This window comes from Aerosticca soli, from assembly GCF_003967035.1.
In the GTDB taxonomy this organism is placed as follows: domain Bacteria; phylum Pseudomonadota; class Gammaproteobacteria; order Xanthomonadales; family Rhodanobacteraceae; genus Aerosticca; species Aerosticca soli.
The window spans coordinates 1,316,042-1,342,729 of record NZ_AP018560.1 but is presented as its reverse complement, the minus strand read 5'-3'; the positions used below and the strand labels follow the sequence as shown (position 1 = coordinate 1,342,729).

Genomic DNA, 26,688 nt, shown 5'->3' with positions numbered 1-26,688 from the left:
GCGTCAGTTGCCGTAGCCGTCGTCACGGATATAGCGCGTCGCATAGGGATCGTCGTAGACCACGGTGCGGGTTTCGACCACCCGCCGGGTCACTACCGGGCGGTCGTAGACCACCACCGGCGCGGGCGCGTAGTACACCGGCGCCGGACGCATGGCATCGACCACGAGGCCAGCCACCGCGCCCGTCACGATGGCCCCGGCGATCCAGCGGCCGCCATGCCAGTAACCGCCATGATGATGGTCGTAGTGGCCGCCGTAATAGCCGTGGTAACCGCCGCGATAGCCGCCATGGTACCCGCCATGACCATGGTCCCAGGCCTGGGCGGGGGTGCTCAAGGGCAGCGCCAGCGCCGCCATCAAGGCCCCGGCCAACCAGCGCATGCCGACTTTGTTCGTTCTGTTCATGACGTGATACCTCCCATCGGTACGTGCCCATCATCCATCCGCTCGGCTTAATTTGAACTTAAGGGTTCACTATTTGCCTTCGTGTTTCACGTGCGATCCAGCCGCCGTTCACCCAGGCTCGACCGGCCACTGCGCATATAGGACATCCCCATTGCGTGGAGAAGATTCGATGAAAGCCCTCTTTCCGCTGACTCTCGCCCTGACCTTGGGCGCATTCGCCAGCACCGCCGCCACCGCGCAGACGCAGCCGATGCCGACGGCAGCCACGAGCTCGGCCGCGCCGCAGGCGCTGACTCAGCAGGACATCCTGCTGCAACTGCAGAACCAGGGTTACACCCACGTCGAAGACCTCAAATTCGACGAGGGCATGTGGCGCGCCCACGCCCGCAGCGGCGACGGCCGCAACGTGACCGTGCGGGTGGATCCGGCCACCGGCAAGGCGTTCACCGACAAGCCGGTATCCAAGCTCAACGAGGACGAAATCCGCGCCGCGCTGGAGACCCAGGGCTACACCAAGGTGCACGATGTCGATTTCAAGGATGGCGTGTGGCATGCCGAGGCCAAGAATGCCGCCGGCAAGAGTGTGGATCTCAAGGTCGACCCGCAAACCGGCCGCGTGCTGGCGGTCGACTGAAGGCGCTGCCTGTCCGCGCATCGTCGACCGGTGCGCGGCCGGCGTGCGTCGGCGGCCCGTGCCATGCAAGCATCCTTCGCAGGATGATGACCGAGCTTCCGCACCACGCATCCGCGCCGCCGGGCACGACGGCGCTTGGCGCCTTCATCGCGCGCCACCGCAGGCTTTTCGTGCTCACCGGCGCCGGCTGCAGCACGGCTTCGGGGATTGCCGATTACCGCGACGAGGCGGGCGCCTGGAAACGTGTGCCGCCGCTCAGCCATCAGGCCTTCATGAGCGACGCCCTGCTGCGCCGACGGTATTGGGCGCGCAGCATGGTCGGCTGGCGCCGTTTCGGTGCGGCCGAACCCAATGCCGCCCATCATGCGTTGCGGGCGCTGGAAGATGCCGGACAGGTGGTGCTGTTGCTGACACAGAACGTCGACGGCCTGCACCAGCGGGCCGGGAGCCGCCGGGTACTGGATCTGCACGGGCGCCTTGATACCGTGCGCTGCACGGCCTGCCCCGCGCGCCTTCCCCGTGCGGCGATGCAGGATTGGCTGTACGCGCGCAATCCGGGCTGGCTGCCGCTGGATGCGTTCGCCGCCCCGGACGGCGACGCCGATCTGGACGGGCTGGATTTTTCCGGCTTCGACGTGCCGCCCTGCCCGCAGTGCGGCGGGGTGCTCAAGCCGGATGTGGTGTTCTTCGGCGAGCACGTCCCGCGCGAACGCGTGGAGCGCGCCTTCGAGGCTCTCGAAGCCGCCGACGCCGTGCTGGTGGTCGGCTCCTCGCTGATGGTGTATTCGGGCTACCGCTTCGTGCAGGCGGCCGCGCACCAAGGCAAACCGATCGCGGCGGTGAATCTCGGCCGCACCCGTGCCGATGCGCTGCTCTCGCTCAAGCTGACCCAGGCGTGCGAGGAGGCGCTGGCCTTCCTGCTGCATCGCCCCGTTTAACGCCGGGCGCGGAAGAACTCGCGCAGCAGCGTCGCCGAGGCTTCGGCCAGCAAGCCTCCCTGCACCGCCACGCGATGATTGTGGCGATCGGAAATCAGGATGTCGAAAACGCTGCCGGCGGCGCCGGTCTTGGGATCGGCGGCGGCATAGACCACCCGGCTCACCCGCGCGTGCACGAGCGCCATCGCGCACATCGCGCAGGGCTCCAGGGTGACGTAAAGCGTGGCGCCAGGCGGCAGCCGGTGATTGCCGAGGCGCTCGCCGGCGGCGCGCAGGGCCATGATCTCCGCATGCGCGGTCGGGTCATGCAGGGTGAGATTGCGGTTCCAGCCCAACCCCAGCACGGTCTCCGCCTGCACCAGCACGGCACCGACCGGCACCTCGTTTTCCGCATCGCGCGCGTGCGCGGCAAGTTCAAGCGCGCGGCGCATGTGCGCCTCGTCGGCCGGGGTGAAAGCGTCGCTTTGCAGGGTCATCTGGCATCGCCTGGCGGTCGGGCGTCGAAACCGCGCCGGGGCTCGATAATTTCAAGAAGGCAGCACGTATTGTCCCCGGGCGATGGCGGGCGTGCATCCGCGGCGATGCGGTCTGGCCTCCCGAGGCCGTCATGCGGTCAAGGATCGATCGAGCCCGCAGCGAGCGCCGCGGCCGGCAGCAGCCCCTCCCAGCCGTCGATGAGGTCGACCGCCGGCTGCGCCTGCGGCGGCAAGCGCCCGTGCGAGGCGTGGACCAGGACGAAACCATTGGGATGCCGGCGTGCCCAGTCGGCAGGATCACGCACCACCGGCAAGGGCCGGGGCAACCGGGCGAGATAACCGATCATGCCAGGCTCGTCCGGCAGCACGCCGACCGGAACGCCGCGGGCGAGCAAATCCTGCACGGCGCGGGCGATCGGACGGCCATCCAGGTGCGGCTTGAGCGGCGCGGTGACCAGCAGCACCAGCGAGATCGCCAGACACAGGGACGCCGTGGCCGTGCCCGCCAGCCTGCCGTCGGGAGAAGCGAGCCGCGGCGTCCGCGTGCCCGCCGCCCACGCCGCCGCGCCAAGCGCCAGGCCGAACGCGAGCACCACCGCCTGCCAGGCGGCGAACGGCCAGCTGCCACGCATCCAGTGGGCAAGCGGCCATAGCCAACCCACCAGCAGCAACAGCGCCACCCAGCGCGTTCTTGCCGTGGACAACAGCGCCGGCTCGACCGCAAAAAGCGCCGCAAGCCCGATCGACACACCGGGCAGCAACGGCAGGAGATAGTGAATCTGCTTGCCGCTGATCGCCGAGAACATCACCAGCGCCGGCACGCTGGCGGCGATGCCCAGACGCGCCGCCGGCAGGGCCATGGCGGCGCGGATCGCCCTGGGCACCATCCTCCAGCGCAGCCAAAGCATCCAGGGCAAGAGCAGTACGGGCAGCAAGGGCAGGTACCAGAACGGGCCGCGTCGATGGGCAAAGCTGCCGGCGACGCGGCCGAAGGCCTGGTGCAGCAGCGTCTGTTCCGGCGGCACACCCGGGATGCGCGAGGCCGCCGACCACGCCCACCAGGCCAGCGGCAAAAGACCGAGCAGGATCACCGCGACCCAACCGCAGGCGAAACGCCAGGGTCTTTCGATCGGCCGTCCATACCACCAGCGCACCAGCAAAAGCGGCGCGGCCAGGTGAACCAGGAACACCGGTCCCTTGGCCAGCAGGCCGCCGGCCACCGCGAGCCAGGCCAGCGCCGCCCCGTGCCAGCGGCGCGTGTGCAGCCAAAGCAGTAGCGCATCCAGCGCCAGCAGAAAAAAAGCGCACAGGGCGAGGTCGAACATGACCACCGCGGCAAAGGCGCCGAAGACGACGAACGGCAACAGAAACCAGCCGGCCCGTTCGGGCTGCGCCAACCCGAGCCGGCGCGCCACGCGCACCACCAGGGCCACGCTGCCGGCCGCGAACAGCACGTCGACGAGACGGGCGGCGAGATCGGAAACGCCGAACACCCACCAGCTCGCATTGATCAGCCAGAACATCAGCGGCGACTTGTCCATGTACGGCTGGCCGTTCAGGGTCAGCCCGACCAGATCGCCCGAGCGGCGCATCTCCCAGGCCACCGTGAGGTAACGGGTCTCGTCGATCGGCACCAGCGGCAGCAGGGCGGCGACGATCAGCCAGGCAAACGCCAGGCACCAGGGGTTCCGGGCGATCCAGATCAGGGCGGCGGTGGGTTTGCGCATCCGGCGCACGCTAAAGCGTCTTGCTTGCGGCAGACTTAACGACCACCGGCGGCATCGCACCTACGGGCCGGATGGGCAGGTCATTCATCGGAACAGGCCCCGGGACCGCGACGGGAAGCCAGCCGGTCGGCCAGCCGGGTCGGCTCGGGCAGTCGATAGCCGCGGCAGCAGGCCAGCACAATCTGCGGCGCCCGGACCAGGCTCACCCGGTGCCCCGGCGAGACGATCAGCGGTCGCACCTTGTCCTTGCTGCGCAGCACGCTGCCGATGACGCGGCCGCGATGGCGCAGCGGCACGCATGCGCCGCGCTGCGCGGGCAGCTCGTCATGGCTGCCGACCAGGATGCTCTTCGCCACGCCGATGGTCGGCAGGCCGGTGAGCACGCCCAGATGCGCGGCGATGCCCAGCCCCCGCGGATGGGCGATGCCATGGCCGTCCACCAGCACCAGGTCGGGGGATGCGGCCAGCCGGCCCAGCGCGACGAGCACGGCGGGCAGCTCGCGAAAGGACAGCAGGCCGGGGATGTAAGGCATGCGGGTCGGCAGGCGTGCCACGACCTCGTCGAGCGGGTCCAGGGTCGCCGCATCGAGCAGGACCGCCACCGCGCGGGTGATCGCCCCGCCCTCCTCGAAGCCGACGTCGACACCGGCGATGCGGCGCGGCTCGGACCCGGTGTCCTGCAGGCTCACCCTGGCCGCGAGTTCGACCTGCAGCGCGCGCGCGCTTGCGACATCACCGTCCCAGGGCGGCAGTTCGGGATAGCGGGCATGCGCATCGGCGGCGGGCATCGGCGCATTTTAGTCGTTCCCGGCGTGCATTGACCGTGCGCACGGCGGCGGCCGATCATGCCGGCATGCGCCTATCGTTCCGACTGTTGCTGTTGTTTGCCCTGTCCCTCCTTGCGGGCCTGCCGGTGCCTGCGCAGGCGCAGGATGCGGCATCGACCGCGCCCGCGCCCGACCGCGTGCTCGATACGCTGCAGAGCCAGCTCGATCAGGTCAAAGCCGCGCTCGGCAACCACCCGGCCGATACCGCCCTGAGCGATCTCGCCGCCGCGGCGCTGGCGGTACAGAACCAGGCCGACGCCCTGATCGTCACCCTCAAGCCGCGCCTGGACAGCCTGCAGGCGCGGCTCGACGTGCTGGGTCCCGCGCCGGCCGCGGGCAGCCCGCCGGAAGCCGCGGAAGTGGCCGCGCAGCGTCGCCAGCTCGGCCGCGAGAAAGCCAGCGTGGACGCCCAGATCAAGCAGGCCCAGCTGATCGGCGAAGAGGCCCAGCAACTGGCCGCGCAAGTGGCCGCATTGCGGCGCGACCGCTTCCAGGCGCAATTGACTGCGCGCACCGCCAGTCCGTTCAGCCATGCCTTCTGGAGCGACGCCGCACGCGTGCTGCCCAACGATCTCGCCCGTTTCGGCCATCTGCTCGGGCTGATCCGCGACGACCTCGCGACCGCCTGGCAACCGCCGCACCGCTGGCCGTTCCTCGGCGGACTCGGGGTGGCCCTGGCCTTGCTCCTCGGCGGGCGGCGGGTGATCGAACAGGCGCTGTTCGTGCTCGCGCGGCGTCTGCCGCAGGGTCGGTTGCGACGCAGCAGCCGGGCACTGGGCGTGGCGCTGGCCTACGTCAGCGTGCTCGGGCTTGCGGCCGAGTCGGTGTATCTGGGCCTCAACTGGCACGACACGCTGGATCCGGACCTGGCCGGTTTCGCACGCTCGGTGGTGCAGGTGCTGCTGTTTGCCGCCTATGTGGCCGGACTGGGTCGCGCGCTGCTGTCGGCGCGGCATCCGAGCTGGCGGCTGATCGGGTTGTCCGACGCGGCGGCCGCCCGGCTGCGCCCGGTGCCGCGGCTGCTCGCGATCGTGGTGCTGATCCTCGGCATCATCGAGCGCATCAATGCGCAGATCGGCGCCAGCCTGGTCGCCACGGTGATGGCGCGCGGCCTGTTGGCCTTGACGATCAGTGTGCTGATCGCGCTCACCCTGCGCCGACTGGCGCAGACCCGTCGCGTCCTGCTCGCGGCCGGCGAGTATCCGGCCCGGCGGCCGCTGTGGGTGGGGTTGCTGATGGCGGCCGCGGCGGTGGCGGTGGCACTGGTCTGGCTGGGACTGGCGACCGGTTTCATCGCCTTCGCCTCGTTCCTCGCCACCCAGCTGGTGTGGGTCGGCGTGGTGCTGGGCACGCTTTACCTCCTCACCCACTTGGCCCACGACCTCATCGAGGCATTGCTGACACCGACCAGCCGCAGCGGCAAGCGCCTGCAGGCCACCTTCGGCCTGGCCCCGGCGACGCTGGACCAGGCGGCGACCGTCCTGTCCGCGCTGATCCGCATCCTGCTCTGCGTCGTCGCCCTGACGCTGGTGCTCGCGCCCTACGGTGCCGGCCCGGACGCGCTGCTCGACCGCGTCGGCCAGCTCTTCAACGGACTCAAGCTGGGCGAGCTGGTGATCCGCCCCGGCGCCCTGCTCGATGCCAGCGTGGTGCTGGCCTTGGGCTGGCTCGGCGTGCGCGCGCTGAAACAGTGGCTGGGCACGCAGCTGCTGCCCAAGACCTCGCTGGATCCGGGCCTGCGCAGCTCGATCGTCACCCTTTCCGGCTACGTCGGCGGCGTGCTGGTCGTGGCGCTGACGCTGGCTGCGCTGCAGGTCAGCCTGCAGAGCATCACCTGGATCGCCAGCGCGCTTTCCGTCGGCATCGGTTTCGGCCTGCAGGCGATCGTGCAGAACTTCATTTCCGGGCTGATCCTGCTCGCCGAGCGGCCGGTCAAGGTGGGCGACTGGGTCAGCCTGACCGGCGTCGAGGGCGACATCCGCCGGATCAACGTGCGCGCCACCGAGATCAAGCTGTGGGATGGCTCGACCATGATCGTGCCCAATTCGCAGTTCATCACCCAGAACGTGCGCAACGTCACCTGGGGCCAGGCCCAGGGGCGGGTGCTGATCCGCCTGCCGATGCCGCTGGACACCGATGCCGATGTCGTGGCCCGCATCATGCTGGAGACCATGCGCAACCATCCCAAGGTGCTGGCCGCACCGACGTGCTCGGTGTCGCTGGATGGCATCGAGGGCGGCTCGCTGATCTTCGTCGCGGTCGCCTTCGTGGCCAATCCGCGCGATGCCGGCGGCGTCAAGAGCGATCTCCTGTTCGCCATCCTGGCCAAGTTGCGGGCCGAAAAGCTGCCCCTGCTGCGCCCGCAGGACATGATCATCCACCAGTCTCCGGGCGCCACGGTACCGGCCGCATCGCCCAGCCAGGTGCCGCCGGCCGGCGGCTGAAAAGACGCACTGCGGCGATCCGACGCGCCCACCGCGCCGGACGATTTGACCGGCATCAACTCCGGCCCGGCGCTGCCCGCTAGGCTGCGGTCATCTGCCGGAGCCTCCTGCCATGTCCCAAAGCACCGCCATCGACGCCCCGCTCATCGAATGGAACCCGAGCCTGAGCGTGGGCATCGAGGAAATCGACGCCCAGCACCGCGTGCTGGTGGATCTGCTCAACCGCCTGCACGGCGCCATGCTGCATCACCGCGCAAGCAGCGAGTCGCGGCTGATCCTCGACGAGCTGGTCGACTACACGCGCATCCACTTCGCCGTGGAAGAGAGTCTGATGCGCCTGTTCGCCTATGCCGAGTACGAGAAACACAAGGCCTCGCACGACCGTCTGGTCGAGGAGGTCCTGCGGCTTCGCGCACGGCTGCTCGACGAGGGCCATCCGGTCACCTTCGAGCTGCTGCATTTCCTCAAGAAATGGCTGACCCTGCACATTCTCGAGGAGGACAAGCTCTACACGCCGTTCTTCCTCAGCCAGGGCGTGCAGGCGCAGGCGCATAAGCCTTCCTGGCTGCGTCGACTTTGGAAACGCGGCGAATAGCGCTTCCGTCGCCGGCATGCGACCCTGGCATCCACGCATGCGCCGGCGAGTCAACAAACCCTGATGCCACGATCACTTATCGGTCTGCTGCTGGCGGCCATCGGTGCGGCCGCGCCGGCCCAGCAGCTCTCCTTCGCGCCGCGCGCCGATGGCGCCCAGGTGCCGATGATGGTGTACCCGGCCGCCTCGCCATCATCGACCGGCTGTCCGCCGCTGGCACTGCTGTCGCCCGGCGCGGGCGGCAGTGAGCAGGGGTTGCGCTACCTCGCCCAAGGACTGGGCGCGGACGGCTGGCGCGCCATCGTCATCGGACATCGCGAAAGCGGCATGGATGCGCTGAAACGGGACGTGCGCACCACGCGCGGCCTGCGTGCCGGTCTGGCCATGCTGGTGGATGACCCGGCCGCCTATCGTGCGCGTTTCATGGACATCGATGCCGCGCGGCAATGGGCGAGCGCGCCATGCAAGGCGCCATTCACCGCGCTGCTCGGGCATTCGATGGGCGCGCATACCGTGCAGTTCGAAGCCGGCGCGCGTAATACGGCGGGCCTGCATCCGGCCGGCGGATTCGACGCCTACGTCGCGCTCTCGCCCGCCGGCCCCGAAGCATGGCTGCCGGCGGATGCCGATGCCGCCATCACCGCGCCGGTATTGATGATCACCGGCACCCGGGATGCGGGCCTGGGCGGGGATGAGCGCTGGCGTGAGCAAGCCTTCGCCGCCCTGCCGCCAGGACAGTGCGATCGTCTGGCGGTGATCGACGGTGCCACGCACATGCAGCTCGGCGGCGGGAGCTTCGACGCGCGCACGCAGCAAGCCGTCGTGGCCCTGGTCACGACCTGGCTGGATGGGCTGCGCGCCGGCACGTGCAAACCGGCGCCGGCGCTCGAGCGCGTGCGCATCCAGGACAAGTGAGACCTTCCATGAACCTCGCCACGGTGGAAATCAAGGCCTTCGTGCCGGCCCTCGACATGCAGCTATCGCTGGCTTTCTACGCGGCACTGGGTTTTTCCATCCCCTGGTGTTCGCCCGAGCTGGCCTACGTGCACCGTGGCCATACCAGCTTCCTGCTGCAACAGAGCGCGGACGCGACGCAGGCGCCTACATGCAGGATGCATCTCCTGGTCGAGAACGTGGACGACTGGTACGCGCATGCGCTAGCTTCGGCGCCCGTGCGGGCATGCAACCCGCATCTGCCGCCGCCGGCAGAGCGCCCCTGGGGCATGCGCGACTTCACCCTGACCGATCCGGCCGGCGTGATGTGGCGCATCGGCCAGAACCTCTAGAAACACCAGTGCCGCGGGCATCTGGACCGATGTGGTCGACTGCTAGAATCGGCCGCCTACCCAAGTCGTCCAGCCAATCTTCGGAGCATCCATGTCGCATTCCATCCTGCAGGCGCTCGGCCTCGGCGAAGTGCAGTCGGGCACCTATCTCGGCCACGGCGAGTGGTCGCGCACCACCGACGCCGGCGAACTCGCGCCGGTCAATCCGGCCACCGGCGAGGTGATCGCGCGCGTCTACGCCTCCAGCGCCGCGGACTACGAGCGCATCCTCGAGCGCGCGCAGGCGGCCTTCGAAGTCTGGCGCACGACGCCGGCCCCGCGGCGCGGCGAGGCGATCCGCCTGTGCGGCGAGGCGCTGCGCCGGCACAAGAGCGCGCTGGGCTCGCTGGTGGCGCTGGAGATGGGCAAGATCAAGCCCGAGGGCGACGGCGAGGTGCAGGAGATGATCGACGTCGCCGACCTCGCGCTCGGCCAGAGCCGCATGCTCTATGGCTACACCATGCATTCCGAACGCCCCGGCCACCGCATGTACGAGCAATGGCACCCGCTCGGACTCGTCGGCATCATCAGCGCGTTCAACTTCCCGGTCGCGGTGTGGAGCTGGAACGCCTTCATCGCCGCGGTGTGTGGCGACATCAGCATCTGGAAGCCCTCGCCGAAGACGCCGCTGTCGGCCATCGCCGCGCTGAAGATCTGCAACGAGGCGCTCAAGGACGGCGGCTTCCCCGACCTCTTCTTCCTGTTCAACGACGCCGGCGACACCCTGGCGCAGCGCTTCGTCGACGATACGCGCATCCCGCTGATCAGCTTCACCGGCTCGACCCGCGTCGGCCGCCTGGTCGGCGAGCGCGTCGCCCGGCGCATGGGCCGCTCGCTGCTCGAACTCGGCGGCAACAACGCGATCATCCTCGACGAAACCGCCGACCTGAAGCTCGCCATCCCGGCGATCGTGTTCGGCGCGGTCGGCACCGCCGGCCAGCGCTGCACGACCACGCGCCGGCTCATCGTGCACGCCTCGATCCTCGACGAGGTGACGCAGAAGCTGGTCGCCGCCTACCAGCAGGTGGAAAACCGCATCGGCGACCCCACCGACCCGGCCACGCTGATGGGCCCGCTCAACAGCGCCGCCGCGGTCGAGGCCTATCGCGCGGCGATCGCGCAGGCCACGGCGGCCGGCGGCAAGGTGCTGACCGGCGGCAAGGTACTCGACGATCGCAAGGGTTTCTTCGTGCAGCCGACCATCATCGCCGGTCTCGACCATACGCATCCGGTGGTGCAGACGGAAACCTTCGCGCCGATCCTCTACGTGATGCCGTTCCACACGCTGGATGAGTCGATCGCGATGCAGAACGCGGTGCCGCAGGGCCTGTCCTCGGCGATCTTCACGCAGAACCTGAAGGCCGCCGAGCGTTTCCTCTCCGCCACCGGCAGCGACTGCGGCATCGCCAACGTCAACATCGGCACCTCCGGCGCCGAGATCGGCGGCGCCTTCGGCGGCGAGAAGGAGACCGGCGGCGGCCGCGAATCCGGCTCCGACGCCTGGAAGGCCTACATGCGCCGGCAGACCAACACCATCAACTACTCCGACGCGCTGCCACTGGCGCAGGGCATCAAGTTCGATCTGTGAGTCCACGGCTCCGGCGACCGCGCGGCAAGCAGGTCGACCGGTATTGACGTCAGCACCCAGACGGCGGCAGGCGCCCTGCCGCCGGCCTCCAAGGCCATCGCCACACATCGAAAGCTCGGCATCGCCGCGCCTGAGACACGGCTCGACCAAGGTGGAGATGCCGCTGCGACTTCGGCCTTGCTAGGCTCGCGCTTCATCGTCAGCCCGCAACGAGAACGGCATGTCCACTCCCCACGGCATCCATACCATCGACACCGGTTTCGTGCGCCCCGGTTTCGATGCCGCCTATCTGATCGTCGAAGCCGGCCACGGCGCGTTCATTGACTCTGGCACCGTCCACAGCGTGCCGCGGCTGCTCGCCGCGCTGGCCGAGGCGGGGCTGGAACCCGCGCAGGTCGACTACCTCATCCTCACCCACGTGCATCTGGACCATGCCGGCGGCGCCGGCGAGCTGCTGGCGCAGCTGCCCAAGGCCACGCTGGTGGTGCATCCGCGCGGCGCACGGCACATGATCGATCCCTCGCAGCTGTGGGCCGGCGCGAGCCAGGTGTACGGCGAGGAAGTCATGCGCCGCGACTACGGCCACCTGCGGCCGGTGCCGGCCGAGCGCGTACGGGAAGCCGCGGACGGCCAATGTCTGGAACTGGCCGGACGGCGCCTGCAATGCCTGTATACGCCCGGACACGCCAAGCACCACATGGCCATCCATGACGAACGGGCCCGGGCTTGCTTCACCGGCGACACCTTCGGGCTTTCCTACCGCGAACTCGATACCGACCGCGGGCCTTTCATCCTGCCCACCACCACGCCGGTGCAATTCGACCCCCAGGCGCTGCACGATTCGATCGACCGTCTGGTGGCGCTCAAGCCAGACCGGATGTACCTCACCCATTTCGGTCCGGTGGGCGACATCGAGCGACTGGCCGCCGACCTGCACGAGCAGATCGATGCCATGGTCGCCTTCGCCCAGGCCGCCGCCGGCAAGAGCGACCGCCACGCATGGCTGTGCGAGGCGCTGGCCGATCTCTACGCAGGCCGCGCCAGCGCGCATGGCTGGCACGGCGGCCGCAAGCGCCTGCGCGAGATGCTCAACATGGACATCGAGCTCAACGCACAGGGCCTCGAAGTCTGGCTCGACCAGCAGCGGCGCGCTCACGCCGACGCCACGCGCCGCGCCGCACACTGAAGTTTTCCGGTGAAAGAGCGACCTGCCATGTCCGCCGCCACGCGCCCGTGCTACATCGCCAACCGCCCCTGGCAAGGCGACGCCTGGCTCGACGTGCGCGACAAGTATGCCGGCGAGGTGACGTGCCGCGTGGCGGTGCCCGACCAGGCCGCGATCGAACGGGCGATCGCCGCCGCCGCGAAGGCATGCGCACCGATGCGCGCGTTCAAGCCCTGGGCCCGCCAGGCGGTGCTGCAGCATTGCGTGCAACGCTTCGACGAGCGGCGCGACGAGTTGGCCATGGCGCTGTGCATCGAGGCCGGCAAGCCGATCAAGGATGCCGCCGGCGAAGTCACCCGGCTGATCGAGACCTTCCGCATCGCCGCTGAGGAAGCGGTGCGTATCAACGGCGAAACGCTCAATCTGGAAATCGCCGCGCGGCTGGATGGCTATCGCGGCTACACGCAGCGCGTGCCGCTCGGTCCGCTGGCCTTCATCACGCCGTTCAACTTTCCGCTCAACCTGGTCGCGCACAAGGTGGCGCCGGCGATCGCGGCCGGTTGTCCGTTCGTGCTGAAGCCGTCGGAGAAAACCCCGCTCGGCGCGTTGCTGATCGGGGAAATCCTCGCCGAGACCGACCTGCCCGAGGGCGCTTTCTCGATCTTGCCGCTGGAAGGCGCGCACGCCGCGCCGCTGGTCGAGGACGAACGCTTCAAGCTGCTCTCCTTCACCGGCGGCCAGGTCGGCTGGGAACTGAAACAGCGCGCCGGACGCAAGAAGGTGACGCTGGAGCTGGGCGGCAATGCCGCCTGCATCATCGATGCCGATCAAGGCCCCAAGCTCGACCGCATCGTCCAGCGGCTGGTGTTCGGCGCGTTCTACCAGTCCGGGCAAAGCTGCATCAGCGTGCAGCGCATCTACGCCCATCGCGATGTCTACGCGCCGCTGCGCGAACGGCTGGTCGCCGCCACCCGCGCGCTCAAGGCCGGTGATCCCAAACAACCGGATACCTTCCTCGGCCCGATGATCGACGAGGCCGCCGCCGAGCGGCTGCACGGCTGGATCGAGGAAGCGCGCGCGGCCGGCGCCAGGCTGCTGTGTGGCGGCAACCGCCGCGGCAACATGCTGGAAGCCACGCTGATGGAGGACGTGCCGCGCACGGCCAAGGTCAACCGGCTGGAAGTGTTCGGTCCATTCGCATTGCTCGAGCCCTTCGATGCCATCGACGAGGCCTTCGCCAAGGTCAACGATTCCGACTACGGCCTGCAGGCCGGCATCTTCACCGACCGGCTCGGTCATGCCCTGCGTGCCTGGAATGAACTAGAACAAGGCGGCGTGATCGTCAACGACGTGCCCAGCTTCCGCGTCGACAACATGCCCTACGGCGGCGTCAAGCGCTCGGGCCTGGGCCGCGAGGGCGTGCGCTGCGCCATCGAGGACATGACCGAGCTTCGCCTGATGGTGATCCGCGAGGATGTCTGACGCTTCACCGCCGACTCACCCGGCGCTGCGCTAGGCTCTTGGCCATCCCGCCTGCACGGAGCCCGACGATCCCATGGCCCGCCCTCTGTGGAACGGCATTCTCTCCTTCGGCCTGCTCAACCTGCCGGTCGCGCTCATGCCGGGCGAGCGCCGGGTCGACCTGCATTTCCGTCTGCTCGACGCCCGCGACCGCAAGCCGATCCGCTACGAGCGGGTCAACACCGAGACCGGCGACGAGGTGCCCTGGAAGGACATCGTCAAGGCGTTCGAATACAGCAAGGGCAACTACGTGGTGCTGGAAGAGGACGACCTGCGCGCCGCCGCCCCGGAAAGCCACGAGACCGTGGAAGTGGAGCGCTTCGTCGATGCCGGCGCCATCCCGCCCAACTATTTCGACAAGCCCTACGTGCTGGTGCCGGCCCGGAAGGCCGAAAAAGGCTACGTGCTGCTGCGCGAGACGCTGAAGAAGACCGGCAAGGTCGGCATCGCACGGGTGGTGATCCGCACCCGCGAGCATTTAGCCGCGGTGATGCCGCAGGGCGACGCGTTGCTGCTGATGCTGCTGCGCTATCCGCAGGAGGTGATCGATCCGGCCGAATACCCGCTGCCCACCGGCAAGCCGGAAGACTACCGAGTGAGCGCACGCGAGCTGGACATGGCGGCCCAGCTGGTCGCCTCGATGAGCGGTCCCTGGCAGCCGGAGTCCTACCAGGACGAGTTCCGTGACCGCCTGCGCGCCGTGATCGAGAAGAAGATGAAGGCGAGCGGCGCCAAGACCGCGCTGGCCGAGGAAACGCCGCCCACGCCCGAGCACGCCAGCACCAACGTGGTCGACTTCGTCTCGCTGCTCAAGCGCAGCCTCGCCGAGAAGGGACCGGTCGCGCCGGCCAAGCGCGCCGCCAAGAGCGCGGCCAAGGCGCCCGCCAAGCGAGCCGCGCGCAGCCCGACCAAAGCCACTCCGGGCCGGCGGGCCGGCTCGCGGAGCAAGCGATGAGCCTGCGCGAGTACCGGCGCAAGCGGCATTTCGACCAGACGCCCGAACCTGCGGGCAAGGTGGCTGCGCGCCGGCACCGCGACCCGATCTTCGTGATCCAGCTGCATCATGCCAGCCACCGGCATTACGACTTCCGCCTGGAACTGGACGGCGTGCTCAAGAGCTGGGCGGTGCCGAAGGGGCCTTCGCTGCGGCCCGGCGAGAAACGCCTGGCCGTGCAGGTGGAGGATCACCCCCTCGACTACGCCACTTTCGAAGGCGACATACCGGCCGGCCATTACGGCGCCGGTCACGTGGCGATCTTCGACCACGGCACCTGGCATTGCGAAGGCGATCCGCACCGGCAGCTGGCCGAGGGCAAGCTGGTCTTCACCCTCGATGGCGAAAAACTGCACGGCGAATGGGCGCTGGTGCGCACCGCCATGCGTGGACGCCAGCCGCAATGGCTGCTGATCAAGCACGACGACGCCTACGCCGCGGACATGGAGGCGGACGACTTCCTCGACGAGGACGCTACCGACGAGCGCAAGTCGACCGCGAAACGCCCCACGAAGCGCACGGCCAAGCACGCCGCAGCGGCTCCGCCGACCCGCCGCGCCGCCACCAAGCGCGCACGCAAATCGACCGCCACCGATTGGCAGGCCAGCGCACGAGCACTGCCCGGCGCGCGTGCGGGCATGCCGTTCGGTTTCGCTCCCGCGCTGACCATGCTGCGGCCGGCCCCGCCGAGCGGCGAAGACTGGCTGCACGAGATCAAGTGGGACGGCTATCGCCTGCTGGTCGACCTCGAAAACGGCAAGGCCAGGCTGCGTTCGCGCGCTGACCTCGACTGGACCGCCACCTTTCCCGAAGTCGCCCGCGCGATCGAGGCGCTGCCGGTCGCCGACGCCTGCCTGGACGGCGAGCTGGTCGCCTTGGACGATGCGGGGCGCAGCGATTTTCCCGCCCTGCAGCACGCCATCGAACAGCGCGCCACAGCCGATCTGCGCTACATGCTGTTCGACCTGCCGGGACTGGCCGGCATGGACCTGCGGGGCTGCCCGTTGCACGAGCGCAAGCGCCTCCTGGCCGAGCTTGTCGCAGCCGCCGGCGAAGGGCCTCTCGGCTACAGCGAGCACCTCGTCGGCCATGGCCAGGAGCTGTTTGCCGAAACCCGCCGGCAGGGCCTGGAAGGGGTGGTCAGCAAACGCATCGACAGCACCTACCGCAGCGGCCGCAGTGGCGACTGGCTCAAGGCCAAACACGCGCACACCGACGAATTCGTCATCGTCGGCTACACGCCGCCGAAGGGCTCGCGCACCGGTTTCGGCTCGCTGCTGCTGGCCGCGCGTGACGAGAAAGGCGGCTGGCGCTATGTCGGCCGGGTCGGCACCGGCTTCGACCAGGCCACGCTCGACAGCCTGCAGCGCCGGCTCGAGGCGCTCGCGCGCAAGACGCCGACGGTCGCGCTGCCGGCCAAGCTGCCCTTCCCGACGCGCAGCGTGCAATGGGTGACCCCGCGCCTGGTGGCGGAGGTGGACTTCCGCGGCTGGACGCGCGACCGGCTGCTGCGCCAGGCGAGCTTTCTGCGCCTGCGCGAGGACAAACCCGCCGACCAGCTCGAACCCCCCGAGGAAATCGGCTGAGGCCCGGCCATGTCCACGCACATCACCCATCCCGACCGGCGCATGTTCGCCGGCAGCCCCTACACCAAGGCCGACGTCGCCGCCTATTACCGCGACGTCGCGCGCTGGATGCTGCCCGAGCTCGTCCGGCGGCCGCTGTCGCTGGTGCGCTGTCCGGACGGCGCCGACGGCGAATGCTTCTTCCAGAAGCACCATGCCGCCGCCCTCGGCAGGCACGTGCACGCCATCGCGCTGCAGCAGAAGAGCGGCACCGAGGATTACCTCTACGTCGACTCGCTGGACGGCGTGCTGGAACTGGTGCAGATGAATGCCGTCGAGTTCCACCCCTGGGGCGCACGCATCGACGATCCGGAAACGCCGGACCGGCTGGTGTTCGATCTCGATCCGGCCCCCGGTATCGCCTGGCCGCAGATCATCGATGCCGCCCGCACGGTCCGCGACCGGCTCAGGCAAATCGGGCTACAGAGCTTCGTGCGGCTCTCCGGTGGCAAGGGCCTGCACGTGGTGGTGCCGATCGCCCGCGAGCATGGCTGGGAGGAAGCCCGCCACTTTTGCGAAAGTTTTGCCCGCGCCATGGTGGCGCAGGCGCCCGGGACTTACATCGCCACCATGAGCAAGGCGCGCCGCGAGGGGCTCATCTTCATCGACTGGCTGCGCAATGCGCGTGGTGCCACCAGCGTCACCTCCTGGTCGCTGCGCGCACGGGCCGGCGCGCCCGTGGCCATGCCGCTGCGCTGGGACGAACTCGGCCGCATCGATCGCGCCGATGCCTTCGACCTTTCCAGCGCGCGCCAGCGTGCCAAGCGCCTGCGCAAGGACCCGTGGGACGGCATCGACCGCATGGCGCAACGCCTGCCGCTCTGAAGGCGGCGGCTCAGGACGGCCGTCCGCGACCGCGCCATGCCGCGGAAGCCACGACGCCCGGCGTACCCGGCAGGTCATCACCGCAACGGCCATCGGCGTCTTCTACTGCACGAGGCCCGTGCGGGTCGGCTTGCCTTCCGGCGCGGGCGCTCAGTCGGTCTCGGGTAGCGCCGTCTCGAGCAGGGCGCGGATCGGCGCAGCCTCGCCGGCCAGGGCATGCAGCACGGTCCGCGGGGCATCGATGGAGAGCCGCCAGCCCTGGGCGTCCACGCGCTCCTCGGCGATCGCCCCGACGGCCTTGAGCCGAGCGTGCAGACGCCCGGCGCTGAGCGGCAGCTGCAATTCGGAACGCACCCGCTCGCCGCCCAGGCGCTCACCCAAGGCCTGACGCAGCAGCTCCAATCCCGCGCCGGTCGATGCCGAGAGCCACACCGCCCGCGGCCGCCCTTCGGCGTCGCGCTCGATCCGCGGCCGGGCGCGCTCGACGGCGGTCTCATCGACCGCACCCACGACGGCATCGGCGGCGGACGCGGCGATGAGATCGATCTTGTTCATCACCAGCAGCTGCGGGATGTCGCCGGCGCCGATCTCCGCCAGCACCCGGTCGACCACCGCACGCAGCGCCTGGCCGTCCTCGTCGGCGGCGTCGCACACATGCAGCAGGAGATCCGCATCGCGCGCCTCGGCCAGGGTGCCGCGGAAGGCGGCGACCAGGTCGTGCGGCAGATCGCGCACGAAGCCGACCGTATCTGCGATCACCGCCGGTCCGCAGGCAAGATCCTCGATGCGGCGCACGGTGGGATCGAGCGTGGCGAACAGCTGGTCGGCCGCATACACGCCGCCGGCGGTCAAGGCATTGAACAGGGTCGACTTGCCGGCATTGGTGTAGCCGACCAGAGCCACCCGCGGCACGGTGTTGCGCAGCCGCGCGCGGCGCTGCTGGCCGCGCTGGGTCTGCACCTTTTCCAGCCGCTTGGTGAGCATCTTGACCCGCTCGCCGAGCAGACGGCGGTCGGTTTCGAGCTGCGTCTCGCCCGGCCCGCGCAGGCCGATGGCGCCACCGCGCTGGCGTTCGAGATGGGTCCAGCCACGCACCAGCCGGGTGGCCAGGTGCTTCAGCTGCGCCAGTTCCACCTCGAGTTTGCCTTCGTGCGAGCGGGCGCGCTGGGCGAAGATGTCCAGGATCAGGCCGGCACGGTCGATGACGCGCACACCGAGCAGCTTCTCCAGGTTGCGCTCCTGCACCGGTGAGAGCTGGTGGTCGACCAGGACGACGTCGGCCTCGACCGCGCGCACCAGCGCGGCGACCTCCTCGGCCTTGCCCGAACCGATGTAGTAGCGCGGATTGGGCTGCTCGACGCGGGCGCCGACACTGCCCAGGACCTCGGCGCCGGCGGAACCGGCCAGTTCGGCAAATTCCGCCGCGCGGCGCGCGGGATCGGTCTCGCCGCGTGCATACGGCAGGACCAGGACGGCGCGCTCGCCCTTCTTCTGACGATCAAACAGGGTGGGTCAACCTTCCGCTTCCGCGGATACCGGGTGCGTTTCGGCCGGGCCATCATGCTGGCCCTGCCCCTCCAGAGGGGTGCCGATGCGCACGTTGCGACTGGGGACGACGGTGGAGATGGCGTGCTTGTAGACCATCTGGCTCACCTGATTGCGCAGCAGCACCACGAACTGGTCGAACGACTCGATGGTGCCCTGCAGCTTGATGCCGTTGACCAGATAGATGGCCACCGGGATGCGCTCACGGCGCAGTGCGTTGAGAAACGGATCTTGCAAGGATTGTCCTTTGGACATATTGGCTTTCCCCCTGATAGGGACCGGCGAAAAACGCCTGTACGGCGCCCGGTCCAATGGCGGGGATGGTAAACGTTTTTTTACGCATCGTGTAAGGACGTCGCACGCACTTCGCCTGGCGACATCGAGGCTTATATGGAGTCGCCCAGGAAGCGCTGCAAGGCCCTCACGAGCTGCGTTTGCGCCGCCGGCCGGTCCGGGGCGATGACGCGGGCGTCGAGCTCGCCGCGCAGCCAGGTGATCTGCCGCTTGGCGAGCTGACGGGTGGCGAAAATCGCCCGTTCCCGGAAGGTCGCCCGGTCGGTCATGCCCGCCAAGTGCTCCCAGGCCTGGCGGTACCCCACCGCCCGCAGTGCCGGCAGCTCCGGATCGAGATCGCCGCGGGCGCGCAGCGCACGGACTTCGTCGAGAAAACCCGCCGCGAGCATTGCATCCAGCCGCCGGGCGATGCGTTCATGCAACGCGGCGCGGTCCGCGGGCAGCAGGGCGATCTTCAACACCCGCCACGGAAACGGCTCGCCGCTGCCGCCGCGTTGCAGCCTCGACAGCGGCTGGCCGGTGAGTTCGATCACCTCCAAGGCACGCTGGATCCGCTGGGCATCCTGCGGACCGATGCGCGCGGCCGCCGCCGGATCCCTCTGCGCCAGGCGCGCATGCAGGGCTGGCCAGCCGATCGATGCCGCCTCGGCCGCCAGGCGCGCGCGGATGTCCGCATCGGCTCCCGGCAGGGCGGACAGGCCGCGCTGCAAGGCGCGGAAATAAAGCCCGGTGCCGCCGACCAGGAGCGGCACGTGCCCGCGCGCGGTGATCTCCCGCATCGCCTGCCACGCATCGGCACGGAAATCGGCCGCCGAGTACGGTTCGGCCGGATCGCGCAGATCGAGCAGGGCGTGCGGATGGCGCGCCAGCGTGGCCGCGTCGGGCTTGGCTGCGCCGATGTCGAGACCGCGATAGACCTGTGCCGAATCCACGCTGACCAGTTCCACCGCGAACCGCTCGTGCAGCGCGCAGGCGAGCGCGGTCTTGCCCGCGGCGGTCGGGCCCATCAGGAACACGGCAGGCGGGCGGCGGTCGGCGGGCATCGCGCGATTGTAAGAGACTGCCGCAGCGCGCAAGGCATGGGGGCGAAGCGCTGCCTATAATCGCCACCCTTCCCGCCTTTCGAGAGCCGCCGAGCCCATGTCCGCGACGATGAGAGCCTTGGTCAAACGCCATCCGGAGAAGGGCATCTGGATGGAAGAGGTGCCGCGTCCGCAGCCGGGGCCCAACGACGTGCTGATCAAGGTCGAGAAAACCGCGATCTGCGGCACCGACCTGCACATCTATCTCTGGGACGAATGGAGCCGGCGCACGATCCGCCCGGGCCTCATCATCGGCCACGAGTTCGTCGGCCGCATCGTCGAGCTCGGGCCGGGCGTGTCCGGCTATGCGGTAGGCCAGCGCGTCTCGGCGGAAGGTCACATCGTCTGCGGCCACTGCCGCAACTGCCGCGCAGGACGCCAGCACCTGTGTCCGAACACCGTCGGCATCGGCGTCAACCGCGACGGGGCCTTCGCCGAGTACCTGGTCATGCCGGCTTCCAACCTGTGGCCGATCCCCGATCCCATCCCGTCGGAACTGGCCGCCTACTTCGACCCCTACGGCAACGCCGCCCACTGCGCGCTGGAGTTCGACCTGGTCGGCGAGGACGTGCTGATCACCGGCGCCGGCCCGATCGGCGTGATCGCCGCCGGCATCGCCAAGCACGTCGGTGCACGCAACGTGGTGGTCACCGACGTCAACGATTACCGGCTCAAGCTGGCCGCCGACATGGGCGCCACCCGCGTGGTCAACGTGGCCAACCAGTCGCTCAAGGACGTGATGGCCGACCTGCACATGGAAGGCTTCGACGTCGGCCTGGAGATGAGCGGCAATCCGCGCGCCTTCAACGACATGCTCGAATGCATGTACCACGGCGGCAAGATCGCCCTGCTCGGCATCCAGCCCAAGGGCGCCGGCATCGACTGGGACAAGGTGATCTTCAAGGGCCTCACCCTGCAGGGCATCTACGGCCGCAAGATGTACGAGACCTGGTACAAGATGACGCAGATGGCGCTGACCGGCTTCCCGCTCGGCAAGGTGCTCACCCACCAGCTTGCCATCGACGACTTCCAGAAAGGCTTCGACCTGATGGAGGCGGGCAAGTGCGGCAAGGTGGTCTGCAGCTGGCATTGAGCCGCCCGAACGGCGCGCTGTGTCCCGTCCCTCACCGTCTGGAGTCTCCCCGATGACCTACACCGCCCAGGCGCGTTTTCGCGCCGAACTCGACGCCCTGCGCCAGCAAGGGCTGTACAAGACCGAACGGGTGATCGTCTCGCCGCAGTCGGCGAAGATCATCCTCGAAGACGGCCGCGAGGTGCTCAATCTCTGCGCCAACAACTACCTCGGCCTGGCCGATGATCCGCGTGTGATCGCCGCCGCCAAGACGGCGCTGGACAGCCACGGCTTCGGCATGGCCTCGGTGCGCTTCATCTGCGGCACGCAAGACCTGCACAAGACGCTGGAACGCAAGATCGCCGAGTTCTTCGGCACCGAGGACGCCATCCTCTATGCCGCCTGTTTCGACGCCAACGGCGGCCTGTTCGAGCCGCTGCTCGGCGAAGAGGACGCGGTGATCTCCGATGCGCTCAACCACGCCTCGATCATCGACGGCATCCGCCTGTGCAAAGCCAGCCGCTTCCGCTATGCCAACGGCGACATGGCCGATCTCGAGCGGCAGCTCAAGGCCGCCGACGCCGCCGGCGCCCGCACCAAGCTCATCACCACCGACGGCGTGTTCTCCATGGACGGCTTCATCGCGCCGCTCGACCAGATCACCGCACTGGCCGAACGCTATGGCGCCATGGTGCACATCGACGAATGCCATGCCACCGGTTTTCTCGGCCGTAGCGGTCGCGGTTCGGCCGAGGTGCACGGCGTCATGGACAGGATCGACGTCTTCACCGGCACGCTCGGCAAGGCGCTCGGCGGTGCGCTCGGCGGCTTCACCACCGGCCCGCGCGAGCTGATCGAGCTGCTGCGCCAGCGCTCGCGTCCCTACCTCTTTTCCAACTCGCTGCCGCCGCCGGTGGTCGCCGCCGGCATCGCCGTGTTCGACATGCTCGGCGACGCCCAGGCCGACACCCTGCGCGCGCGGCTGGCCGAGAACACCGCGTATTTCCGCGAGCGCATGGTTGCGGCCGGCTTCGACATCCGCCCCGGCACGCATCCCATCGTGCCGGTGATGATCTACGACGCCGCCAAGGCGCAGGCGATGGCCGCCGCGCTGCTGGAGGAAGGCATCTACGTCACCGGCTTCTTCTATCCGGTGGTGCCGCAGGGCCAGGCGCGCATCCGCACGCAGATGAGCGCCGCGCACACCCGTGAGCAGCTGGACCGGGCGATCGAGGCCTTCACCCGGGTCGGCCGCCGGCTGGGCGTGCTCGCCGGCTGAACGGGACGCGCCGAAGCCGCGGGCTTGCGCAAACCGGCGCAGGCCCGCGGCCGGTGTCCGTCGTCTAAAGACCGCGCGAGGCGCGCTTGCGGTCGTTCTCGGTGAGATGCTTCTTGCGCAGGCGGATGGCCTTGGGCGTCACCTCGACCAGCTCGTCGTCCTCGATGAACTCCAGCGCCTGCTCCAGCGACATCTTGATCGGCGGCGTGAGGATGATCGCATCGTCCTTGCCGGCGGCGCGGATGTTGGTGAGCTGTTTCTCGCGCAGGGCATTGACGGTGAGGTCGTTGTCCTTGGCGTGGATGCCGACCAGCTGGCCTTCGTAGATGTCCTCGCCGGCATTGATCAGCAGGCGCCCGCGCTCCTGCAGGCCGAACAGCGCATAACCCGGCGCCTTGCCGGTGCCGTTGGAGATCATCACTCCGTTGGGCCGCTTGGCGATCGCGCCCTCACTCCTCGGGCCGTAATGGTCGAACACGTGGAACAGCAGCCCCGACCCTTGCGTCAGGGTGCGGAACTCGGTCTGGAAACCGATCAGGCCGCGCGCCGGAATCAGGTACTCCAGACGCACCCGCCCCTTGCCGTCCGGCTCCATGCTCTTGAGTTGCCCGCGCCGCTGGCCCAGGCGCTCCATCACGCCGCCCTGGTGGATTTCCTCCACGTCCACGACCAGCTGCTCGTAAGGCTCCATCCACTGCCCGTCGACCTCCTTGACGATGACCTCGGGGCGGGACACCGCCAGCTCGTAGCCTTCCCGGCGCATGCTCTCGATCAGCACCGACAGATGCAGCTCGCCGCGCCCGGAGACCCGGAACTTGTCCGGGTCGTCGGTCTCTTCCACGCGCAGGGCGACGTTGTGCAGCGTCTCGCGCATCAGCCGGTCGCGCAGCTGGCGGCTGGTGATGAACTTGCCGCCGGAGAAATCCTTGTTGCCGGCAAACGGCGAATTGTTGACCTGGAAGGTCATGGTGATGGTGGGCTCGTCGACGGTGAGCGCCGGCAACGCCTCGGGTGCCGCCGGGTCGGTGACCGTGTCGGAGATGCCCAGCCCCTCGATGCCGGAAATGGCGACGATGTCGCCGGCCTGCGCCTCGGGCACTTCCAGCCGCTCCAGGCCGAGGAAGCCGAGCACCTGCAGCACGCGGCCGCTGCGCTTCTTGCCCTCGCGGTCGATGATGGTCACCGGCATGTTGCCGCGCACCGTGCCGCGCTGGATGCGGCCGATGCCGATCAGGCCGACATAGCTGTTGTAGTCGAGCTGGCTGATGCGCATCTGGAAGGGCCCCTGCGGGTCCACACGCGGCGGCGGCACATGCTGCATGATCGCCTGGTAGAGCGGCGTCATATCGCCCTCGCGGGCTTCCGGGTCGAGGCTGGCATAGCCGTTCAGCGCCGAGGCGTAGATCACCGGGAAATCCATCTGCTCGGCGGTGGCGCCAAGGCGGTCGAACAGATCCCAGACCTGCTCGACCACCCAGTCCGGCCGTGCCCCGGGGCGGTCGATCTTGTTCACCACCACGATCGGCTTGAAGCCCATCGCGAAGGCCTTCTGCGTCACGAAACGCGTCTGCGGCATCGGGCCGTCCATCGCGTCCACCAACAGCAGCACCGAGTCGACCATCGACAGCACGCGCTCCACCTCGCCGCCGAAATCGGCGTGACCGGGCGTGTCGACGATGTTGATGCGGTTGCCGGCCCAGGTGATCGCGGTGTTCTTGGCCAGGATGGTGATGCCGCGCTCCTTTTCCTGATCGTTGCTGTCCATCACCCGCTCGGCCAGCACGGTACGCTCGCCGAGCGTGCCGGATTGCTTGAGCAATTGATCGACGAGGGTGGTCTTGCCGTGGTCGACGTGGGCGACGATGGCGATGTTGCGCAGGTTTTCGATGGACATAAGTGGATCGGCGGCATGTAGCCGCCTCAAGAAGCGCTTTGGCGTAGGGAAGCCGCCCATTATACGTCACCGGCGGCTCCTCCGCGGGCGTGCACGCTTGTCTTCGTCCCCGCGCGGACGCTATGCTTCCGCGCCTTTGCCGGGCGGCCCGGTGCGCGGGGAAAGCCTCAAACACCGCTGCGCGGCAAGAGCCAGGACTTTCTAGTCACGCCTAGCGACAGGGGCGCGACGGAAGTCCTTGAAAGGAGAGGTGTCCGAGTGGTTGAAGGAGCACGCCTGGAAAGTGTGTATACGGCTTATCCCCGTATCGCGGGTTCGAATCCCGCCCTCTCCGCCAATTTTGACAGCGCGCGACGGCTGGATGCTGGCGCGACATGAGCAGGCAACGGAAGGGCGGGTGAAAACCCGCGCGGTTCGACAAATTCGTCTGGAACGAATTTGGACAGCCGGCAGGCTGGCCCCGCAGCGCGCAAGCGCGAAGGGGTGAGGCCCAGGACGGGCCGAGCCATCCCGCCCTCTCCGCCAGTTTTGGATTGATCGCGGCGGCGCAAGCCGGCGCGGCGTAAAATCAGACGGGCCAAGCGCCCGACGTCCATGGTGGCCCCGTCGGTCCCCCCGCGACGATAGTCCGCAAACCCCGCCAGGTCCGGAAGGAAGCAACGGTAGTGGATGATTCGGGTGCCGGGGTGTGGCTGGCGGGGCCGCCGCCATCTGGCGGCCTTTACTGACGGACGGCTGCCGCCTTGGCACAATGCCGTTTTGCCGCAGGTTGCAAAGAGCCCATGTCCTACCAAGTCCTCGCGCGCAAGTGGCGCCCCCGCCGGTTCGCCGAACTGGTGGGACAGGAGCACGTGGTGCGCGCGCTCACCCATGCGCTGGACAGCGGCCGCATGCACCATGCGTATCTCTTCACCGGCACGCGTGGCGTGGGCAAGACCACCATCGCGCGCATCTTCGCCAAGTCGCTCAACTGCGAGCGCGGCGAATCGGCCGACCCGTGCGGCGAGTGCGCGGTGTGCACCGCGGTCGATGCCGGCCGCTTCGTCGACCTGCTCGAGATCGACGCCGCCAGCAATACCGGCGTGGACGACGTGCGTGAGGTGATCGAGAACGCCCAGTACGCACCGGCGCGCGGCCGTTTCAAGGTGTACCTCATCGACGAGGTGCACATGCTCTCCAAGCCGGCCTTCAACGCGCTGCTGAAAACGCTGGAAGAACCGCCGCCACACGTGAAGTTCCTGCTCGCCACCACCGACCCGCAGAAGTTGCCGGTGACGGTGTTGAGCCGCTGCCTCAAATTCAACTTGAAGCGTCTGCTGCCCGAGCAGATCACCGGCCAGATGCGGCGCATCCTCACCACCGAGGGCATCGTTTTCGAAGACGCCGCGCTCGGCGAGATCGCCCGCGCCGCAGACGGCTCGATGCGCGACGGTTTGTCGCTGCTCGACCAGGCGATCGCCTACGGCGGCGGCACGCTGAAGGCCGACGAGGTGCGCGCGATGCTGGGCAGCGTGGCGCGCGACCAGGTGCTCGGCGTGCTCGAGGCACTGGCGGCCGGCGACGGCGCGCGGCTCATGCAGGAGGCCGAGCGCATCGCCTCGTTCGCTCCGGATTTCGGCGGCGTGCTGGACGATCTGGCCGCCACCCTGCATCGACTGCAGTTGATCCAGCTGATCCCCGGCCAGCGGCCGGCGGAGGACATGGCCGAGGCGGCGGCGCTGGCCGCGCTGGCCGAGCGCATGGCGGCGGAGGACGTGCAGCTCTATTACCAGATCGCCACCACCGGCCGGCGCGACCTGCCCCTGGCCCCGGACCCGCGCATCGGTTTCGAGATGAGTCTGCTGCGCATGCTCGCCTTCCGCCCGGCGGTGGAGACCGCGGAACCGCCGGCACCATCGCCGGCGCGCTCGGCAGCGACACCTGCGGCCAGCACACCGCCGCGACCGGCGACGCCGATGCCGGGGTCGCCTCCGGTCCAGGCCATTGGCGTGGCCGAGCCGGCACCGGCCACCCACACGCCGGGCGCCTTACCCGACTGGGAGACGCTGATCGAACGCGCCGCGTTGCGCGGGCCGCAGGGCCAGCTCGCCCGTCACGCCGTGCTGCACGGGCGCGAGGGCCAGACCTTGATCCTCAAGCTCAAGCCGATTCACATGCACCTGGCCGTCGAGCCGATGGTGAGCCAGCTCGCCGAACGGCTCGGACAAGCGCTCGGCGAAGCCATCCGGCTGCGCTTCGTCGCCGATGAGACGGTCGGACACACGCCTGCCGCCCGCGCGGCCAACGCCCGCGAGGCGGCACAGGCCGCGGCCGAGCAGGCGATCGAGGAGGACCCACTGGTGCAGACGCTCAAGCGTGAATTCGGCGCGCGCGTGCTGCCCGGCTCGATCCGGCCGCTCGACGCCTGAAGCCCAGCTCCTCATTCTTAAAAAA

Annotated in this window: 21 protein-coding genes, 1 tRNA gene, 1 other RNA gene and 1 pseudogene; 16 read left to right on the top strand and 8 right to left on the bottom strand. The window is 69.0% G+C overall.

Annotated elements, in window-relative coordinates:
- Window positions 1–3: 3 nt before the first annotated feature.
- Window positions 4–405: a hypothetical protein gene (locus tag ALSL_RS06275; protein WP_126537480.1), complete on the bottom strand. Its 402-nt coding sequence runs from the start codon at window positions 403–405 to the stop codon at window positions 4–6.
- Between the two features lie 169 nt (window positions 406–574).
- Between ALSL_RS06275 and ALSL_RS06270 the strand changes: the two genes are divergently transcribed.
- The gene (locus ALSL_RS06270) at window positions 575–1,039 is read left to right on the top strand and encodes a PepSY domain-containing protein (RefSeq protein WP_231700308.1); all 465 of its coding nucleotides are present in this window, start codon (window positions 575–577) and stop codon (window positions 1,037–1,039) included.
- A gap of 86 nt (window positions 1,040–1,125) precedes the next feature.
- Window positions 1,126–1,977, top strand: a complete 852-nt coding sequence (locus ALSL_RS06265) for an NAD-dependent protein deacetylase (RefSeq protein WP_126537478.1) — start codon at window positions 1,126–1,128, stop codon at window positions 1,975–1,977.
- Here the strand turns inward: ALSL_RS06265 and tadA are convergent.
- The 3 genes from tadA to nfi all read right to left on the bottom strand — a co-directional run bounded on the left by tadA (window position 1,974) and on the right by nfi (window position 4,968).
- Window positions 1,974–2,453: a tRNA adenosine(34) deaminase TadA gene (gene tadA / locus ALSL_RS06260; protein WP_126537476.1), complete on the bottom strand. Its 480-nt coding sequence runs from the start codon at window positions 2,451–2,453 to the stop codon at window positions 1,974–1,976. The genes ALSL_RS06265 and tadA overlap by 4 nt on opposite strands.
- Before the next feature lie 137 nt (window positions 2,454–2,590).
- A complete protein-coding gene (locus ALSL_RS06255) occupies window positions 2,591–4,180 on the bottom strand; it encodes an ArnT family glycosyltransferase (protein WP_126537474.1) in 1,590 nt (529 codons plus the stop codon).
- An 80-nt stretch (window positions 4,181–4,260) separates the two neighbouring features.
- A complete protein-coding gene (nfi, locus tag ALSL_RS06250; RefSeq protein WP_126537472.1) occupies window positions 4,261–4,968 on the bottom strand; it encodes a deoxyribonuclease V in 708 nt (235 codons plus the stop codon).
- 65 nt (window positions 4,969–5,033) lie between these two features.
- Between nfi and ALSL_RS06245 the strand changes: the two genes are divergently transcribed.
- The 9 genes and pseudogenes from ALSL_RS06245 to ligD all read left to right on the top strand — a co-directional run bounded on the left by ALSL_RS06245 (window position 5,034) and on the right by ligD (window position 17,089).
- Window positions 5,034–7,451 (top strand): DUF3772 domain-containing protein, encoded by a 2,418-nt coding sequence (locus ALSL_RS06245; protein WP_126537470.1) that lies wholly within the window; start codon window positions 5,034–5,036, stop codon window positions 7,449–7,451.
- A gap of 112 nt (window positions 7,452–7,563) precedes the next feature.
- Window positions 7,564–8,046, top strand: a complete 483-nt coding sequence (locus tag ALSL_RS06240) for a bacteriohemerythrin (RefSeq protein ID WP_126537468.1) — start codon at window positions 7,564–7,566, stop codon at window positions 8,044–8,046.
- A gap of 63 nt (window positions 8,047–8,109) precedes the next feature.
- Window positions 8,110–8,961, top strand: a complete 852-nt coding sequence (locus ALSL_RS06235) for an alpha/beta hydrolase (protein WP_126537466.1) — start codon at window positions 8,110–8,112, stop codon at window positions 8,959–8,961.
- Window positions 8,962–8,969: 8 nt separating this feature from the next.
- Window positions 8,970–9,332, top strand: coding sequence for a VOC family protein (locus ALSL_RS06230; protein WP_126537464.1), 363 nt, complete (start codon window positions 8,970–8,972; stop codon window positions 9,330–9,332).
- A gap of 91 nt (window positions 9,333–9,423) precedes the next feature.
- Window positions 9,424–10,959, top strand: coding sequence for an L-piperidine-6-carboxylate dehydrogenase (gene amaB, locus ALSL_RS06225; protein ID WP_126537462.1), 1,536 nt, complete (start codon window positions 9,424–9,426; stop codon window positions 10,957–10,959).
- Window positions 10,960–11,179: 220 nt separating this feature from the next.
- Entirely contained in the window at window positions 11,180–12,145 is a 966-nt protein-coding gene (locus ALSL_RS06220) for an MBL fold metallo-hydrolase (protein WP_126537460.1), read from the top strand.
- 27 nt (window positions 12,146–12,172) lie between these two features.
- Window positions 12,173–13,606, top strand: a complete 1,434-nt coding sequence (locus ALSL_RS06215) for an aldehyde dehydrogenase family protein (protein ID WP_126537458.1) — start codon at window positions 12,173–12,175, stop codon at window positions 13,604–13,606.
- Between the two features lie 73 nt (window positions 13,607–13,679).
- Window positions 13,680–14,600, top strand: coding sequence for a non-homologous end joining protein Ku (gene ku / locus ALSL_RS06210; protein ID WP_126537456.1), 921 nt, complete (start codon window positions 13,680–13,682; stop codon window positions 14,598–14,600).
- Window positions 14,597–17,089: pseudogene (gene ligD / locus ALSL_RS06205) on the top strand (DNA ligase D). Before ku ends, ligD begins: the two are co-directional and overlap by 4 nt.
- 150 nt (window positions 17,090–17,239) lie before the next feature.
- Here the strand turns inward: ligD and hflX are convergent.
- From hflX to miaA, 3 genes are all read right to left on the bottom strand, one after another.
- Window positions 17,240–18,595, bottom strand: coding sequence for a ribosome rescue GTPase HflX (hflX, locus tag ALSL_RS06200; protein WP_126537454.1), 1,356 nt, complete (start codon window positions 18,593–18,595; stop codon window positions 17,240–17,242).
- Window positions 18,596–18,601: 6 nt separating this feature from the next.
- Window positions 18,602–18,889, bottom strand: a complete 288-nt coding sequence (hfq, locus tag ALSL_RS06195) for an RNA chaperone Hfq (RefSeq protein ID WP_126537453.1) — start codon at window positions 18,887–18,889, stop codon at window positions 18,602–18,604.
- A 131-nt stretch (window positions 18,890–19,020) separates the two neighbouring features.
- Window positions 19,021–19,971, bottom strand: coding sequence for a tRNA (adenosine(37)-N6)-dimethylallyltransferase MiaA (gene miaA / locus ALSL_RS06190; RefSeq protein WP_126537451.1), 951 nt, complete (start codon window positions 19,969–19,971; stop codon window positions 19,021–19,023).
- 109 nt (window positions 19,972–20,080) lie between these two features.
- Here miaA and tdh point away from each other — a divergent pair, with 109 nt between their 5' ends.
- Both tdh and kbl read left to right on the top strand, forming a co-directional pair.
- Window positions 20,081–21,103, top strand: a complete 1,023-nt coding sequence (tdh, locus tag ALSL_RS06185) for an L-threonine 3-dehydrogenase (RefSeq protein WP_126540071.1) — start codon at window positions 20,081–20,083, stop codon at window positions 21,101–21,103.
- 52 nt (window positions 21,104–21,155) lie between these two features.
- Window positions 21,156–22,361: a glycine C-acetyltransferase gene (gene kbl / locus ALSL_RS06180; protein ID WP_126537449.1), complete on the top strand. Its 1,206-nt coding sequence runs from the start codon at window positions 21,156–21,158 to the stop codon at window positions 22,359–22,361.
- A gap of 64 nt (window positions 22,362–22,425) precedes the next feature.
- Here the strand turns inward: kbl and typA are convergent, their stop codons facing one another.
- Window positions 22,426–24,255, bottom strand: coding sequence for a translational GTPase TypA (gene typA, locus ALSL_RS06175; RefSeq protein WP_126537447.1), 1,830 nt, complete (start codon window positions 24,253–24,255; stop codon window positions 22,426–22,428).
- A gap of 244 nt (window positions 24,256–24,499) precedes the next feature.
- On the opposite strand from typA, the gene ALSL_RS06170 reads away from it, so the two are divergent.
- From ALSL_RS06170 to dnaX, 3 genes are all read left to right on the top strand, one after another.
- Window positions 24,500–24,592 (top strand) — tRNA-Ser (locus ALSL_RS06170).
- A 267-nt stretch (window positions 24,593–24,859) separates the two neighbouring features.
- Window positions 24,860–24,956: signal recognition particle sRNA small type (gene ffs, locus ALSL_RS06165), an RNA gene on the top strand.
- A gap of 81 nt (window positions 24,957–25,037) precedes the next feature.
- A complete protein-coding gene (gene dnaX / locus ALSL_RS06160; RefSeq protein WP_126537445.1) occupies window positions 25,038–26,663 on the top strand; it encodes a DNA polymerase III subunit gamma/tau in 1,626 nt (541 codons plus the stop codon).
- The last annotated feature ends 25 nt before the right edge of the window (window positions 26,664–26,688 follow it).

Bases quoted from the DNA above. Each gene is read 5' to 3' on its own strand.
- nfi (WP_126537472.1), bottom strand. From the start codon at position 4,968: ATGCCCGCCGCCGATGCGCATGCCCGCTATCCCGAACTGCCGCCCTGG.
- hfq (WP_126537453.1), bottom strand. From the start codon at position 18,889: ATGTCCAAAGGACAATCCTTGCAAGATCCGTTTCTCAACGCACTGCGC.
- ALSL_RS06275 (WP_126537480.1), bottom strand. From the start codon at position 405: ATGAACAGAACGAACAAAGTCGGCATGCGCTGGTTGGCCGGGGCCTTG.
- ALSL_RS06220 (WP_126537460.1), top strand. From the start codon at position 11,180: ATGTCCACTCCCCACGGCATCCATACCATCGACACCGGTTTCGTGCGC.
- tdh (WP_126540071.1), top strand. From the start codon at position 20,081: ATGAGAGCCTTGGTCAAACGCCATCCGGAGAAGGGCATCTGGATGGAA.
- tadA (WP_126537476.1), bottom strand. From the start codon at position 2,453: ATGACCCTGCAAAGCGACGCTTTCACCCCGGCCGACGAGGCGCACATG.
- kbl (WP_126537449.1), top strand. From the start codon at position 21,156: ATGACCTACACCGCCCAGGCGCGTTTTCGCGCCGAACTCGACGCCCTG.
- typA (WP_126537447.1), bottom strand. From the start codon at position 24,255: ATGTCCATCGAAAACCTGCGCAACATCGCCATCGTCGCCCACGTCGAC.
- ku (WP_126537456.1), top strand. From the start codon at position 13,680: ATGGCCCGCCCTCTGTGGAACGGCATTCTCTCCTTCGGCCTGCTCAAC.
- ALSL_RS06235 (WP_126537466.1), top strand. From the start codon at position 8,110: ATGCCACGATCACTTATCGGTCTGCTGCTGGCGGCCATCGGTGCGGCC.
- ALSL_RS06215 (WP_126537458.1), top strand. From the start codon at position 12,173: ATGTCCGCCGCCACGCGCCCGTGCTACATCGCCAACCGCCCCTGGCAA.
- ALSL_RS06240 (WP_126537468.1), top strand. From the start codon at position 7,564: ATGTCCCAAAGCACCGCCATCGACGCCCCGCTCATCGAATGGAACCCG.
- ALSL_RS06265 (WP_126537478.1), top strand. From the start codon at position 1,126: ATGACCGAGCTTCCGCACCACGCATCCGCGCCGCCGGGCACGACGGCG.
- ALSL_RS06245 (WP_126537470.1), top strand. From the start codon at position 5,034: ATGCGCCTATCGTTCCGACTGTTGCTGTTGTTTGCCCTGTCCCTCCTT.
- miaA (WP_126537451.1), bottom strand. From the start codon at position 19,971: ATGCCCGCCGACCGCCGCCCGCCTGCCGTGTTCCTGATGGGCCCGACC.
- amaB (WP_126537462.1), top strand. From the start codon at position 9,424: ATGTCGCATTCCATCCTGCAGGCGCTCGGCCTCGGCGAAGTGCAGTCG.
- dnaX (WP_126537445.1), top strand. From the start codon at position 25,038: ATGTCCTACCAAGTCCTCGCGCGCAAGTGGCGCCCCCGCCGGTTCGCC.
- ALSL_RS06255 (WP_126537474.1), bottom strand. From the start codon at position 4,180: ATGCGCAAACCCACCGCCGCCCTGATCTGGATCGCCCGGAACCCCTGG.
- ALSL_RS06270 (WP_231700308.1), top strand. From the start codon at position 575: ATGAAAGCCCTCTTTCCGCTGACTCTCGCCCTGACCTTGGGCGCATTC.
- ALSL_RS06230 (WP_126537464.1), top strand. From the start codon at position 8,970: ATGAACCTCGCCACGGTGGAAATCAAGGCCTTCGTGCCGGCCCTCGAC.